Genomic DNA, 12382 nt, shown 5'->3' on the forward strand with positions numbered 1-12382 from the left:
ACATCCGGCCGCGCCCGCCGACGCGTGCCTCCGTACGGCCGTAACGGCCCGTGGCGCGGCGGCGCCCCGGCGAGGGCTTCCGTAGGCTGAGGGTGCCCGAGGCTCCTCCGCAACGCAGTGTCCGCAGGCGGGAGACGGTCGTGATCGAACTGGCCGCGGTGTTCGCCGTCGCGGGAGCGGCGAGCAACGCCGCGGGCACCGCGTTCCAGCGCAAGGCCGCCTCCGCGAGCCGGCGAGGCGGGCTGCGGCTGCTGGGCGAGCTCGTGCGCAGGCCCGCCTGGGTGCTGGGCATGGCCGGGGTGATCGGCGCCGCGGTGTGCCAGAGCCTGGCCCTCGTCAACGGGCCGCTCGCGCTGGTGCAGCCGCTGTTCATCCTGGAGCTTCCGTTCGCCCTGCTCATCGCCGGGCCCCTGATGCACCGGCGGCTGCCCCGCTGGGGCTGGTGGGGCGTCGGCGGCGTGGTGGCGGGCCTGGCCGTCCTGCTCGCCGCGGCCGCACCGCACGGGGCGACCGACCAGGCCGGGATGGAGCGCTGGATCCCCGCCCTGTCCCTGTGCCTCGGCGCCATGGCCGCGATGGTCCTGCTGGCCGGCCGGGGGCGCCCCGCGACACGTCGGGCCGCGCTGCTCGCGGCCGCCTCCGCCACCGGCAACGCCCTGACCGCGGCCCTGCTGAAGTCGGCGACGGGAACCTTCGCCGACCAGGGCTTCGCGGCGTTCCTGCGGTCCTGGCAGACGTACGGCTTCGCGCTGGCCGGCGCGGCGGCCGTGCTGCTGCTGGAGAACGCGCTGCAAGCCGGTCCGCTGGCCGCGTCGCAGCCCGCGCTGACCATCGGTGACGCGGTGGTGAGTCTGGCCCTGGGCATCTTCCTGTTCGACGAGCGCGTCCGCACGGGCTGGTGGCTGCTGCCCTCGGTGTGCGGCGCCGTGCTGATCGTGGCCGGCGTGGTGGTGCTGAGCCAGGCCGTCCAGCGGATCAGGGAGCGGTGACCGGCGTCGTATACGGGCGCACGTGACCCCAAGTCCGACAAAAGGCAATGAGTCCGGCGGGATGTCGGGAAAATGACGACCGCCGCGCATTCAAAAGGCGCCCCGGCGAACAACGTCCGGTTACCGGAGAGCACCCGGCAACCGGTACGCCTGCAAAACAGGCGCAGCCAACGATCCGGACCGTCCCGATACGGCCACTCCACGTGCAAACGTTTCGCCAAGGCGGTGATAGCATCCCCGCGTCTGCGACCTTGGCCCACTCGGCTCGGGCGCTGCACTCCGACCGGCTTCTCGACTCGAAGTCGGCCGAGTGGTTCCAAGCGGTGTGTCACGGATTCCCCCCGACGTCCGTCCACCGATGGTTGCGGGCTACACATAGGAAAGGTATCCATGTCTCGAGACGCACTCGTTTGGTGCCTGGTCGCGGTGACGGTCATCGCCGTCGCCGCGGCACTCGCGCTCAGTCGTCGCAACAGGGCCATCGCTGCGAAGAAGCGCCAGGCCGAGGCCGAACTGACCCGGCAACTGAGCGCGGCCGACAGTCAACTGGCTGCTTTAAGCGCAGAGTTGCAGCAGCACCGCGCCGAGCACGACAAGACCATCGCGGAAGCCGAAGAAGCGGCCGAGGAAAGCACGAAGGCCGTTCTCAAGGGCTCGGCGCGCTTTCTGCAGAGTCTTGCAGCGGAACAGCTCGCGCTGCTCGAGGAAATCCAGCGCAAATACGGCGGCCATTCGGTCCTGGGCGATCTGCTGGAAGTCAGCCACGCCAATGCGCAGATGGCGCGCAAGGCGCAGGGTATTGCGGTGATGTGCGGTGCTCCGCTGGGCCGTCGCAATAGGCCCGCAAGCGTTTATGACGTAGTGCGCAGTGCGCAGGGTCAGATTCGGAATTTCCGGCGCGTCGAAATCATGCAGCAGACCGGTTTTGCCCTGAAGGCGTCCGCCGTTTCCCCGGTCGCCCTCGCCGTCGCCGAACTCCTTGACAACGCTGCCAGCTTTTCCCAGCAGGGTTCGCCGATCGAGGTCAATTTCCAGCGGGTGCAGAAGAACCTGTGCATCGTCATCGACGACGCCGGTGTCGGTATGAACGACGAGGACCGGGAGAAGGCCACCGCGCTGCTCTCCGGTGAGTTCAGCCCCCGGCTCTCGCACCTGGGGAACCAGCCGAAGTTCGGTTTCCCGGTGATCGGCCTGCTCGCGCGGCAGTACGGATTCCGGGTGGACGTCACCGGCGTCTCCCGCTACGGCGGTGTGCGGGCGGTCGTCCTGCTGCCGGAGGAACTGTGGACCGAGGAGGAGCCGGCGGTGCCCGAGGAGCCCCAGGTCAGCGGCATCCGAGGCAGTGTGGGCCGGCCCGAGCCGGCGGCCCGCACCGCGCACGGCCTGCCCCGGCGGGGCGCCCGTCAGGTGCCCATCGCCAGCGTTCCCGACCAGGACGGCACCGCGTCGCCCGCCCCGGCGCCGGAGGACGCCGGCCGGGCCGTCGGCCGAAGCCTGGGAGCCTTCCAGCGCGGCACGCTCTCGGGCCGCAATCTCGCCTCGGCGCCGTCCGAAGGGTCCGATGACGCATGACCACAGACCTTTCGTGGATGCTCGAGGACATCGTGCAGAACGTGCCGAAGGCGCGCCACGCGGTCCTGCTGTCCGCGGACGGCCTGCCCCGCGGCGCGACCGACGGCATGGAACAGAAGGACGTCCGGACGATCTCCGCCGCCATGGCGGGCATGCAGTCGCTCAGCCGGGCGACCTCCCACTTCGCCGGTCCCGGGACGGACCGCCAGTGGAACCAGACGATCATCGAGTTCTCGCACGGCTGGATCTTCCTGATCGGCGCCGGCCAGGGCGCCTATCTCGCCGCGGCCGCGGCGCCCGACGTCGACATGCAGCAGATCTCGTTCCGCATGCACCGGCTCGTCGCCAGACTCGGCAACAACCTCACCTCGCCGCCGCGCGTGCACGCGGAGGGCGCCGACGGACCCTCCGACGGCGGCCGGGAGATGGCGGTGGGCGGCACGGGGATCCCGATCGCGGACCTCGACGCGGCGGTCGGCGAGGTGCAGGGCGCCCGCCACGCCGTCCTGCTGGGCCACGACGGCCTGCCACGCGGCGCCACCACGGGGATGAGCCAGGACCTGGCGGACACCATCTCGGCGGCGATGACGGGCATCCACGCCTACAGCAGGGCCACCTCGCAGTTCGCCGGGCCCGACCCGGCGGCGCAGTGGCGGCAGACGGTCATCGAGTTCCAGCACGGCTGGATCTTCCTGATCTCCGCCGGACACGGCGCCTTCCTGGCCGCGGCCGCCGAACACGACGCCGATATAGAGGAGTTCACCACCCGTCTGCATCAGGCGGTGCCGCGGCTGAACGGATATCTGGCGCCACGCGGGGAGGCGAGCCGCCCGTGAATGACGAGCCGCACGAGGAACTCGAGCTGACCTCGGCATTAGTCCCGCTCTTCGTGATCACCAACGGGCGGGCCCTGCCGCCGGACAATACCTACGAGCGCACCACCCTGGTGTCCGCTCAGGAGGGTGCCGCCGCTTCGGTGCGCACCCTTTCGCCGGAGGCCCAACGGGTTCTGGAACTGGTGCGGGAGGGCTTTCTCTCCGTGGCCGAAGTGGCCGCCCACACCCATCTGCCCCTGGGAATCGTGCGGATTCTCCTGGCGCAGATGGAGGAGAGCGGTCACATCATCGCGCGTAAGCCGGTTCCGCCCGCCGAACGTGTCGACCGCGAAGTCCTCAACGCCGTACTCGACGGCCTCAAAGCCCGATTCGGAGCGTGATTCGTGTACCTGGATTCAGGTGTTCTCACCGCGGTCAAGATCCTCGTGGTGGGGCACTTCGGGGTCGGGAAGACCACGTGCATCGGGAGCATCTCCGAGATCGAGCCCTTGCGGACCGAGGAGGAGATCACCGAGGCCAGCGTGGGATTTGACGACCTGTCGGGAACCCCGGACAAGGTCACCACGACGGTCGCCATGGACTTCGGCCGCCTGACCATCAGCGACGAGGTGGTGCTCTACCTCTTCGGCACGCCCGGTCAGGAGCGCTTCAAGGAGATGTGGGAGGAGCTGTCCCGGGGCGCGCTCGGCGCCCTGGTCCTCGTCGACCCCGAGCGGCTGTCGGAGTCCTTCCCGGTCCTCGACCTGGTCGAGCGGTTCGGGCTCACGTACGCCATCGGCGTCAACCACTTCGACGGCACGACCGACTACCCGCTCGCGGAGATCCGCGAGGCGCTGAACCTGTCCGAGCGGACCCCCGTCGTCGCCTGCGACGTACGCGACCAGCAGTCGTCGGCACAGGCTCTGATCACCCTCGTCCACCACCTTCTGTCCCTTCTCGACTAGGAGCCACCCCCACATGCAGCAGCCTCCCGGCATCCAGGGGCCCCCGCCCGGCTGCCCCGCGCACGGCAACGTCCCGCTCTACGGGCCCGAGTTCGGCTCCGATCCGGACGCCCACTACGAACAGCTGCGCCGCCTCGGCCCGAGCGCACCGGTGGACATCGCCCCGGGAGTCGAGGTCGAGCTGGTCACCAGCTACGACGCCGCCCTGTACATCCTGCAGAACCCGGCCTCGTTCGTCCGCGACTCGCGGCGCTGGCGGGCGCTGAACGAGGGGCGTGTGCCCGCGGACAGCCCGGCCCTGCCGATGATGGGGTACCGGCCCAACGCGCTCTTCAGCGACGGGGCGGCGCACGCCCGGCTGCGCCAGGCGGTCACCGACAGTCTGGCCGGCGTCAACGAGATGCAGCTCGTGCGGCAGACCCAGCAGTCGGCCGACTACCTGATCAGCCAGTTCAGCTCCGACCGGCTCGGGCAGGCCGAACTGATGGCCGAGTACGCCCAGCCGCTGCCGCTGCTGGTGTTCAGCGACCTGTTCGGGTGCCCGCCCGAGATCGGCGACCGTGTCATCGCGGGCATCAGCGGCATCTTCGACGGCACGCCGGGCGCGGACCAGGTGCTCGGCGAGGCGCTCGGCGAGCTGATCGCGCTGAAGCGCCGCCGCCCCGGAGGCGACCTGACGACCCGTCTGATGGAGCACTCCGCCCAGCTCACCGACGAGGAGGTGCTGCACCAGCTGGTGACCCTGCTCTCCGGCGGCACCGCTCCGCTGTCGGCGACCATAGGCAGCGCCTGCGCGCTGATCCTCGGCGAGGACTGGCAGGCCGGCCTGCCCGTCGAGGACGCCGTCACCCAGGTGCTGTGGAACTATGCGCCGATCGCCAACTACGCCGCCCACTACCCCACCCACGACGTGGAGTTGGGCGCCCGGACGGTCCGGGCCAACGACCCGGTGCTCATCTCCTTCGCCGCGGCCAACACCGACCCCCGGCTGGCCGAGCACCGCGAACAGCTCAGCGCCAAGGCCCATCTGGCCTTCGGTGCGGGGCCGCACGCCTGCCCGGCCAAGGACCCGGCGTTCGTGATCGCGGTCACCGCCGTGGAGTCGCTGCTCAACCGGCTGCCCGACGTCGAGGTGCGGGTCCCCTTCAAGGACCTGAACTGGGTGCCGGCGCCCTGGAGCCGTTCCCTGGTGAACCTGCCGGTCCGGTTCACCCCCCGCAGCGTGTCGCCCGCGCAGAAGCCGCAACCCCAGCCGGCCGCCGGCACCGCCCGCCCGGTCGTGAGCCCGTCGCCGCACCCGGTGGCGCCGGCCGCGCCCAAGGGGAGGCCCGGTCTGTTCAGCCGGTTCCTCGCATGGACCAGGGGAGAGTGACGTAGGCAACTCGCGCCGCGCATAGTCACCTTGTATGTATCAGCCACCGGTTGGGTATGCATGGCGCGCCCGATGCCGACGATCAAGAAGGGACCGTCGTGGAGATCGCGACAACTCCGCCCGCAGACAGACGCTTCGCCGTCTCTCTCTTCTCCCGGCTGCGCACGGCGAAAGGCCAGGCGAACCCCTTCCCGATCTACGCGGAGCTCCGGGCGGGGGGCGGAGTGGTCGCGGCCCCGTGGGGCGGTCATCTGGTCACCGGATTCGATCTCTGCGACCAGGTCCTGCGCTCCCGCGAGTGGCTGGAACCGGACAGCCGCTGGCGGGAGCAGCAGGGTGACGGAACACGCTGGACGGCGCCCTCCTCACGGGAGATGAGCAGGACGCTGCCCGCGCTCAACCCCCCGGACCACACATGGGTGCGCCGGTCGGCCGGCATGTTCGACCGCTCCACCCTCGAGGAGTTGCGCGGCACGGTCGAGCGAATAACCGGCGGGCTCCTCGACACCCTCGCCGAGCGGCTGCGCGACGGCGAGGCGGACTTCAACGCCCTGGTGAGCGAGGAGCTGCCGGTGGCCACCATCGGCCACTGGCTGGGGCTGCCGGCCGCCGACTTCCCCCGGCTGCGCGAGCTGACCCACGACCAGGTCTTCACCCAGGAACTGCTGCCCTCGGCCAGCCAGTTGGCCTTGTCCGACGCGGCCACGGCCGAGCTGCGCGAGTACTTCACGGCGCTGGTCCAGGACCGGCGGGCGCGTCGCGGCGACGACCCCGTGTCCCGCTGGATCGCGGTGTGGGACGGCGTGGAGAGCGACCGCGACAAGGCCGACGAGGCCGTCTACCATCTGGCCCTGTTCTTCCTGCTGGCCGCGCTGGAGACCACGTCCACGCTGCTGTCGACGACGGTCCTGCTGCTGCTGGAGCACCCACGTCAGTGGGACCGGCTCACCGTGAGTCCCGACCTCGTCCCCGCGGCCGTCGAGGAGTCGCTGCGCTACGACCCTCCCACCCACGTCATCAGCCGCGTCGCCTCCCGGGACTGCGTGCTCGGCGGCACCGAGGTGCGCGAGGACGACATGGTCCACCTCATGGTGGGCGCGGCCAACCGCGACCCGGCCCGGCACGCCGACCCCGAGCTGTTCAACCTGCACCGCAAGCCGGGCCACCTGTCCTTCAGCGGCGGCATCCACTACTGCCTCGGCGCGCCGCTGGCCCGGCTCGAGGCCCAGACCCTGCTCCACCAACTGGTCAGGCGCTTCCCGGGCCTGACCCTCGTACGCCGGCCGTCGTGGGCGCCGCGTGTGGCCTTCCGGCGGCTGCTGAACCTGGACGTCGCCCTCTCATGACCGAGATCATCTCCCCCTCCCCCGCAGCCCCCTCCCCCACCGCCGTGTTCCACGGCAAGGCGCTGGACGCCGAGCAGGACGGGCCGGTGCTGCGGGTCCGGCTCAACCCCTCGGGGCGGGACAGCACGCTGACCGTCGCCGCCCTCGACGACCTCGCCGACCTGCTGCACGGCCTGCACGACCGCCCCGACGTCCGGGTGCTGGTGCTGTCGGCCGCCGGCGACGACTTCTGTCTGGGCGCCGACCGCACCGAGTACCAGGCCGCCCTGGAGGAGGACCCCACCGGGGCCGTGATGCGCCGGATCGCGGACAAGGCCCACCGGGTCTGCGAGGCCCTGGAGAACACCCACGCCGTCACCATCGCCCGGCTGCACGGCCGGGTCATCGGCGCCGGTCTCGCGCTCGCCTCGTTCTGCGACCTGCGGGCGGGCGCCGACACCTGCCGGTTCCGCATGCCCGAGATCGGCGTCGGACTCCCGCCGGCCTGGGGCGGCGCGATGGGCCGGCTCGTCGTGGAGGGCGGCGCCGCGCGCATCCGTGAACTCATGCTCACCTGCGACGTGTTCGACGCGGCCACCGCACACCGGCTCGGCCTGCTGCACAAGGTCACACCGCCGGACGGACTGGACGCCGCCGTCCAGGCGTGGGTGCGGCCGCTCGTCCGGCGCTCCCCTGAGGCCGTCACCCTCACCAAGCGCATGCTCGCGGGCCACTCGCGGGCCGCCCGCACCGCCGACGTGGCGCTGCTCGACGCGCACCTGCTGACCGCCGAGCTCAACCGGCCGCGCCCGCGGCGGGCGGAGGAGACCGCCTAGGTCGTGTCCGCAAAGTCGCGTCGTTCGCCCGCAGGGCGGGCGTCGCGGCGTCCGGTGCGTGCTCTCGTCGTGCCGGCCGGATGCCCTCGTACTGGGTGTACTCGGGCTTTCGGCCGGTGCGGCGAGAGTGCGTGCCGGGCGCCGTGACGCAGACGCGACTTTGCGGACACGGCCTAGCACTCACCGGCCCCGGGAAGCGGCGACACGGCGAAGCGGGCCGTGCCGCCGGTGGCACGGCCCGCTTCCGGCAGGGGGCGGAGAGCTCCGGGGTGTCAGCCCACCTTGTTCAGCTTGTCGAGGGCCTTGGCGAGACCGTTGGCCCACAGCTGGTTGACGCGCGCCCGCTCGGTGGAGTTGGGGTAGCGGTTGGTGCAGGACGTGCCGGGTCCGCCGCCCGACATCAGCTCGCTGCACGGGCCGCTGTAGTGGTCCGGCAGCCCCAGCACGTGACCGGTCTCGTGGGCGGCGACGCGGATCGAGTCGTACTGCCGGTTCTGCGCGTAGTCGAGGAAGATGTAGCCGCTGCCGTGGCCGTTGGTGGAGGCGTACGAGCCGCGGGAGTCGTTGCCCTCGTAGTACGAGAAGTCGGCGCTGCCCGTGGTGGACGCCAGCTTGACGTTGCTCACGGAGCTGTTCCAGATCGAGGCGGCGCTCGATATCTGGGAGCGGAAGGTCGGCGCCTGGGAGGCGTTGTAGTACACGGTCACCGACTGCAGGTTCGGGTGCGCGGCCTGCTTCCTGGCGACCGAGTCGAGCACGGCCTGGAAGAACGCCTTGTTGTTCGCCGCCTCGTCGGCCGAGCCGGTGTAGCCGGCCCGGACGGCGGCCGGGGAGCCGGTGGTGTGGGCGCTCGCCGGGATCGCGCCGCCCAGGGCCGCGAGGGTCACGCCCAGGCCGACCGCCAGCAGTCTCCTGGAGGTCTTGGCGGACGTGGAGGACGTACGGATGGACGTCATGTGGGGGGCTCCTACTCGTTCGTGTGGGGTGGTGAACGATCGGTCGCCCAAGAGTCTGGGACAGCCCGGTGGCCGAGCGGATGATGGCAACTGGGGATAGCGCACGGCTATCAGGGCGACTCCTGCTGTTCCGTTGGCGTTTGAACATCTGGCGCCCCAACAGACGCTGCCCTTACGCTCCGCGCATGGAGCTCGAGGTGAGGCACTTACGCGTGCTGTGCGCCATCGCCGACGCCGGCAGCCTGCACAAGGCGGCTCGGGAACTGGGCATGGCCCAGCCCTCGTTGAGCACCCAGCTGCGCCGGATCGAGCGGCTGCTGGGCGGCCGGCTCTTCACCCGGGACCGCACGGGCAGCCGTCCCACGCCGCTGGGGCACATCGTGGTGAGCCGCGCCCGGCCGCTGGTCGCCGAACTCACCGCGCTCGTGACCGAGACCCGGGCCGCGGCCGCCCGCGCGGCCGGCGGTCCCCGGCTGCGCATCGGCGCCACGGCCAGCCGGGCGCTCCCGGGCTGGCTCAGCCGGCTGCGCGCCCGCGTTCCGGCCGTCGAGCCCAGCCTGCAGATGGACGTGTCCGCGAGCGCCCTGCTGCGGCAGGTCGCCGAGGGCAGGCTCGACCTGGCGTTCGTGCACGAGGTCGAGGGGAGCCCGCTGCGCGTTCCGGACGGGCTGTGCCTGCGGGTCCTGGTGGAGCGCGAGCCCCAGTTCGTCACCCTGGCCGCGGACCATCCCGCGGCGGGCAGGCGGGAGGTACGTCTCGCGGACCTGGCGCAGGACCGCTGGATGGTGGACGCCACGGTCGACGGCGAGTGGGACGGGGTGTGCCGGGTGCTGCGCGCCGCCGGGATCGAGCCCGACCTGCTGCACGGCGACTACCTCACGGCCTACTTCCTCGCCGCCATCGGCGAGGTGGTCACGGTCAGCCAGCCGACCGCGCTCCCGCCCCGCTCCGACCTCGTCATCCGGCCCCTCCAGGGCGATCCGATAGGAGTGCGGCTGCTGCTCGCGGCCCGCACCGCGGACGAACTGAACCTCGGGGTCGCGGAATTGGAGGAGGCCTACTGGGAGGCGGCCCGGCAGGCGCCGGCGTACCAGGAGTGGCTGGCACGCCGGGGCGCCGGGCGGACCGCACCGGCGCTGCGGGCGGTGGGCGCCTAAGGAGCGATGACTTCCGGGCGGCCGCGGGGTCAGCACGCCAGGCAGTGTCCCCGTCCGCTTCCCCACCGGAGGAACCGCACCATGCAGAACGTCCGAGTCGGCGAGCGCACCGTGGAGTCGCCCGACGGCCGCAGGCTGCACGTCTACGACACCGGCACCGGCGATCTCCCCGTCCTGTGGCAGCACGGCACGCCCAACGTGGGCCTGCCGCCCGAGCCGCTCTTCGCCGCGTCCGCCCGGCTCGGGATCCGCTGGGTGTCGTACGACCGGCCCGGCTACGGCGGCTCGTCCCCGGTCCCCGGCCGTACCGTCGCCTCGGCCGCCGGCGACGCCCGCCGGGTCGCCGACGCGCTCGGCCTCGGCCGGTTCGCGGTCATGGGCCACTCCGGCGGCGCCTCGCACGCCCTGGCCTGCGCCGCGGTGCTGCGCGAGCGGGTGCTCGGGGTGGTCGCCGTGTCGGGGCCGGCCCCGTTCGGCGCCGGGGGGCTCGACTGGTTCGCGGGGATGGCCCCGTCCTGCCGCGCCTCGCTCACCGCGGCCGCGGCGGGCCGCGCGGCCAAGGAACGGCACGAGGCGGAGGCGGGGTACGACCCTGAGATGTTCACCCCGGCCGACCACGCGGCCCTCGCCGGCGACTGGTCCTGGTTCGACAAGGTCGTCCGGCCCGCCGTCGCCGCCGGTCCCGGCGGGCTCGTCGACGACGATCTGGCCTACGTCCGTCCGTGGGGCTGCGATCCGGCGTCGGTCACCGCTCCGGTGCTGATCCTGCACGGCGGGCAGGACCGGGTCGTCCCCTTCGCCCACGGGCAGTGGCTGGCGAGCCACTGCCCGTCCGCCGAACTCCAGCCGCGTCCCGCCGACGGCCACATCTCAGTGCTGACCGGAGCCGAGGACGCGCTGGAGTGGCTGGCCGGGCGGGCCAGGGCGTGAGGGCGCCCGCGCAAGCCGGACGCGAGGAGAGCCGGGAGGCCAGGGCGTGAGGCCCCACCGCGAGCCGAACACAAGGAGAGCCGCGCAGCCAGGCCGTGAACCGCCCCGACGGGCCAGCACGTGAAGACCCCACCGCGGGCCAGACGCGAGGAGAGCCGCGCGGCCAGGCCGTGAGCCGCCCGGCGGGCCAGCGCCTGAGAGGGCCCGGCGGGCGTGTCCGATCCGGTCGCGCGTGCAACCCCCGGGGGGTCGTGACGGTCTCCCCTGGTGGGAACGCGCGTTCCCACCAGGTTCACCTGTCCGCAACAGCCGCTCCACCCATGAGGACTTCATGCCCCCCACGCTCACCGGCTCCCGTGTGCCGCGCCGTACCGCCGGCGCCGTCGGAGCCGTCGCCCTCCTCGCCCTCGGCGCCGCCCCCGCCGGCGCCGCGGACCCGGAGCCCTCCCTGGTCCTCGGGAGGATCGCACCGATCCACGGGCTGCGGCCCGGCAGCGGCTTCACGGTGCCCACCTCCTTCACGAACACGGGCACCGCCGCGCTCGACAAGGTCTGGATGTCGTACTCCGTCACCCGCGGGCTCGCCCACACCGAGGTGCCCTCCAACTGCTCCCGTTACGAGATCACGGACTTCGACGAGGAGCCGAGCCGTTCGGTGGTCTCCTGCGAGTTCGACCGGACGGTCAGGCCGGGCGTCGTCTACGCCCCCGAGCGTCCGCTGGCCCTGAAGGCGCTCGGCCGCGCCCTCTACGACGAGCTGCGGGTGACGGTCGACAGCATCGAGACCGGTCCGGGCGACGGCGCGTCCGAGCCGGTGCGGGGCACCGGGCCCGCGCTGAAGCTGGTGGAACGGCCCGCCGAGACCCCGGCCGCGGGCGGCGCCCAGGCCTCCGGCCGGAGCGCGGCGACCGTGAAGGTGACCGCGAGGAACACGGCCGACTTCCGGGTGAGCGGTGCCCGGCTGAAGGGCCGGGCCGGTGACACGGTGCCGCTGGTGGTGAAGTTCACCAACGCCGGGCCGGGCTGGGTGCTGCGGGAGATCGGCGCCGGGGCGACCCGGATCCGCCTGAGGATGCCCGCCGGAACCTCGGTCACCAAGACCGACGGATTCTGCAAGAGCCTGGGGTCGGGCACGTACGAGTGCGGCACCGCCCAGGCGTGGATCGACGAGGGCGGCGGCGGGACCTACCGGTTCAGGCTGCGGATCGACAAGGCGGTCCCGGGGGCGAGGGGTTCGGTGGCGCTCGCCGGGCAGCCGCGGCCGTTCGACGTCAACAAGGCGAACGACACCGCGGACATCGTGCTCGACGCCACCGGCGCCGGCTCCACGACGGGCGGCGGGCTGCCGGGCACCGGCTCCGGGCCCGCCCTGCCGCTGGCGGGCGCGGCGGCCGGGGTCGTGGTCCTCGGCGCCGGCGCCGTCGTGGCGGTCCGCCGCAGGGCCGCCCGGCGGCGCTGACGGCAC

At 72.5% G+C, this 12382-nt stretch carries 12 protein-coding genes; 11 read left to right on the forward strand and 1 reads right to left on the reverse strand.

Annotation, left to right across the window (positions count from 1 at the left end; translation table 11 throughout):
* Positions 1-140: 140 nt before the first annotated feature.
* The 8 genes from ACZ7JA_RS13875 to ACZ7JA_RS13910 all read left to right on the forward strand — a co-directional run bounded on the left by ACZ7JA_RS13875 (position 141) and on the right by ACZ7JA_RS13910 (position 7874).
* Positions 141-989 (forward strand): DMT family transporter, encoded by an 849-nt coding sequence (locus ACZ7JA_RS13875; RefSeq protein ID WP_351663054.1) that lies wholly within the window; start codon positions 141-143, stop codon positions 987-989.
* 390 nt (positions 990-1379) lie between these two features.
* The gene (locus ACZ7JA_RS13880; RefSeq protein WP_389297567.1) at positions 1380-2561 is read left to right on the forward strand and encodes an ATP-binding protein; all 1182 of its coding nucleotides are present in this window, start codon (positions 1380-1382) and stop codon (positions 2559-2561) included.
* Positions 2558-3397, forward strand: coding sequence for a roadblock/LC7 domain-containing protein (locus ACZ7JA_RS13885; RefSeq protein ID WP_351663051.1), 840 nt, complete (start codon positions 2558-2560; stop codon positions 3395-3397). The genes ACZ7JA_RS13880 and ACZ7JA_RS13885 overlap by 4 nt, the downstream gene beginning before the upstream one ends.
* Positions 3394-3777, forward strand: a complete 384-nt coding sequence (locus ACZ7JA_RS13890) for a DUF742 domain-containing protein (protein WP_351663049.1) — start codon at positions 3394-3396, stop codon at positions 3775-3777. Before ACZ7JA_RS13885 ends, ACZ7JA_RS13890 begins: the two co-directional genes overlap by 4 nt.
* 3 nt (positions 3778-3780) lie before the next feature.
* A complete protein-coding gene (locus ACZ7JA_RS13895; protein WP_351663046.1) occupies positions 3781-4341 on the forward strand; it encodes a GTP-binding protein in 561 nt (186 codons plus the stop codon).
* Positions 4342-4354: 13 nt separating this feature from the next.
* Positions 4355-5713: a cytochrome P450 family protein gene (locus ACZ7JA_RS13900; RefSeq protein WP_470808182.1), complete on the forward strand. Its 1359-nt coding sequence runs from the start codon at positions 4355-4357 to the stop codon at positions 5711-5713.
* A 56-nt stretch (positions 5714-5769) separates the two neighbouring features.
* Positions 5770-7059 (forward strand): cytochrome P450, encoded by a 1290-nt coding sequence (locus ACZ7JA_RS13905; protein WP_470808542.1) that lies wholly within the window; start codon positions 5770-5772, stop codon positions 7057-7059.
* Positions 7056-7874: an enoyl-CoA hydratase/isomerase family protein gene (locus ACZ7JA_RS13910; RefSeq protein ID WP_389297563.1), complete on the forward strand. Its 819-nt coding sequence runs from the start codon at positions 7056-7058 to the stop codon at positions 7872-7874. The genes ACZ7JA_RS13905 and ACZ7JA_RS13910 overlap by 4 nt, the downstream gene beginning before the upstream one ends.
* A 272-nt stretch (positions 7875-8146) precedes the next feature.
* On the opposite strand, the gene snpA is transcribed toward ACZ7JA_RS13910, so the two are convergent.
* A complete protein-coding gene (snpA, locus tag ACZ7JA_RS13915) occupies positions 8147-8830 on the reverse strand; it encodes a snapalysin (RefSeq protein ID WP_351669727.1) in 684 nt (227 codons plus the stop codon).
* A gap of 185 nt (positions 8831-9015) precedes the next feature.
* Here snpA and ACZ7JA_RS13920 point away from each other — a divergent pair, with 185 nt between their 5' ends.
* The 3 genes from ACZ7JA_RS13920 to ACZ7JA_RS13930 all read left to right on the forward strand — a co-directional run bounded on the left by ACZ7JA_RS13920 (position 9016) and on the right by ACZ7JA_RS13930 (position 12376).
* On the forward strand, positions 9016-9987 hold the full coding sequence (locus ACZ7JA_RS13920; RefSeq protein ID WP_470808183.1) for a LysR family transcriptional regulator: 972 nt from the start codon (positions 9016-9018) through the stop codon (positions 9985-9987).
* A gap of 81 nt (positions 9988-10068) precedes the next feature.
* Positions 10069-10917 (forward strand): alpha/beta fold hydrolase, encoded by an 849-nt coding sequence (locus tag ACZ7JA_RS13925; RefSeq protein ID WP_470808184.1) that lies wholly within the window; start codon positions 10069-10071, stop codon positions 10915-10917.
* A 331-nt stretch (positions 10918-11248) separates the two neighbouring features.
* Positions 11249-12376 carry a hypothetical protein gene (locus tag ACZ7JA_RS13930; RefSeq protein ID WP_351669735.1) on the forward strand — a complete coding sequence of 376 codons (1128 nt, stop codon included), beginning with the start codon at positions 11249-11251 and terminating at the stop codon, positions 12374-12376.
* Positions 12377-12382 lie beyond the last annotated feature (6 nt).

The sequence above is a fragment of the Streptomyces sp. NPDC038135 genome (assembly GCF_055601245.1).

What these genes read in the sequence shown, in the direction of transcription:
- ACZ7JA_RS13930 (WP_351669735.1), top strand. Translation starts at nt 11,249, where the DNA reads ATGCCCCCCACGCTCACCGGCTCCCGTGTGCCGCGCCGTACCGCCGGC.
- ACZ7JA_RS13885 (WP_351663051.1), top strand. Translation starts at nt 2,558, where the DNA reads ATGACCACAGACCTTTCGTGGATGCTCGAGGACATCGTGCAGAACGTG.
- ACZ7JA_RS13910 (WP_389297563.1), top strand. Translation starts at nt 7,056, where the DNA reads ATGACCGAGATCATCTCCCCCTCCCCCGCAGCCCCCTCCCCCACCGCC.
- ACZ7JA_RS13905 (WP_470808542.1), top strand. Translation starts at nt 5,770, where the DNA reads ATGCATGGCGCGCCCGATGCCGACGATCAAGAAGGGACCGTCGTGGAG.
- ACZ7JA_RS13900 (WP_470808182.1), top strand. Translation starts at nt 4,355, where the DNA reads ATGCAGCAGCCTCCCGGCATCCAGGGGCCCCCGCCCGGCTGCCCCGCG.
- ACZ7JA_RS13925 (WP_470808184.1), top strand. Translation starts at nt 10,069, where the DNA reads ATGCAGAACGTCCGAGTCGGCGAGCGCACCGTGGAGTCGCCCGACGGC.
- snpA (WP_351669727.1), bottom strand. Translation starts at nt 8,830, where the DNA reads ATGACGTCCATCCGTACGTCCTCCACGTCCGCCAAGACCTCCAGGAGA.
- ACZ7JA_RS13920 (WP_470808183.1), top strand. Translation starts at nt 9,016, where the DNA reads ATGGAGCTCGAGGTGAGGCACTTACGCGTGCTGTGCGCCATCGCCGAC.
- ACZ7JA_RS13880 (WP_389297567.1), top strand. Translation starts at nt 1,380, where the DNA reads ATGTCTCGAGACGCACTCGTTTGGTGCCTGGTCGCGGTGACGGTCATC.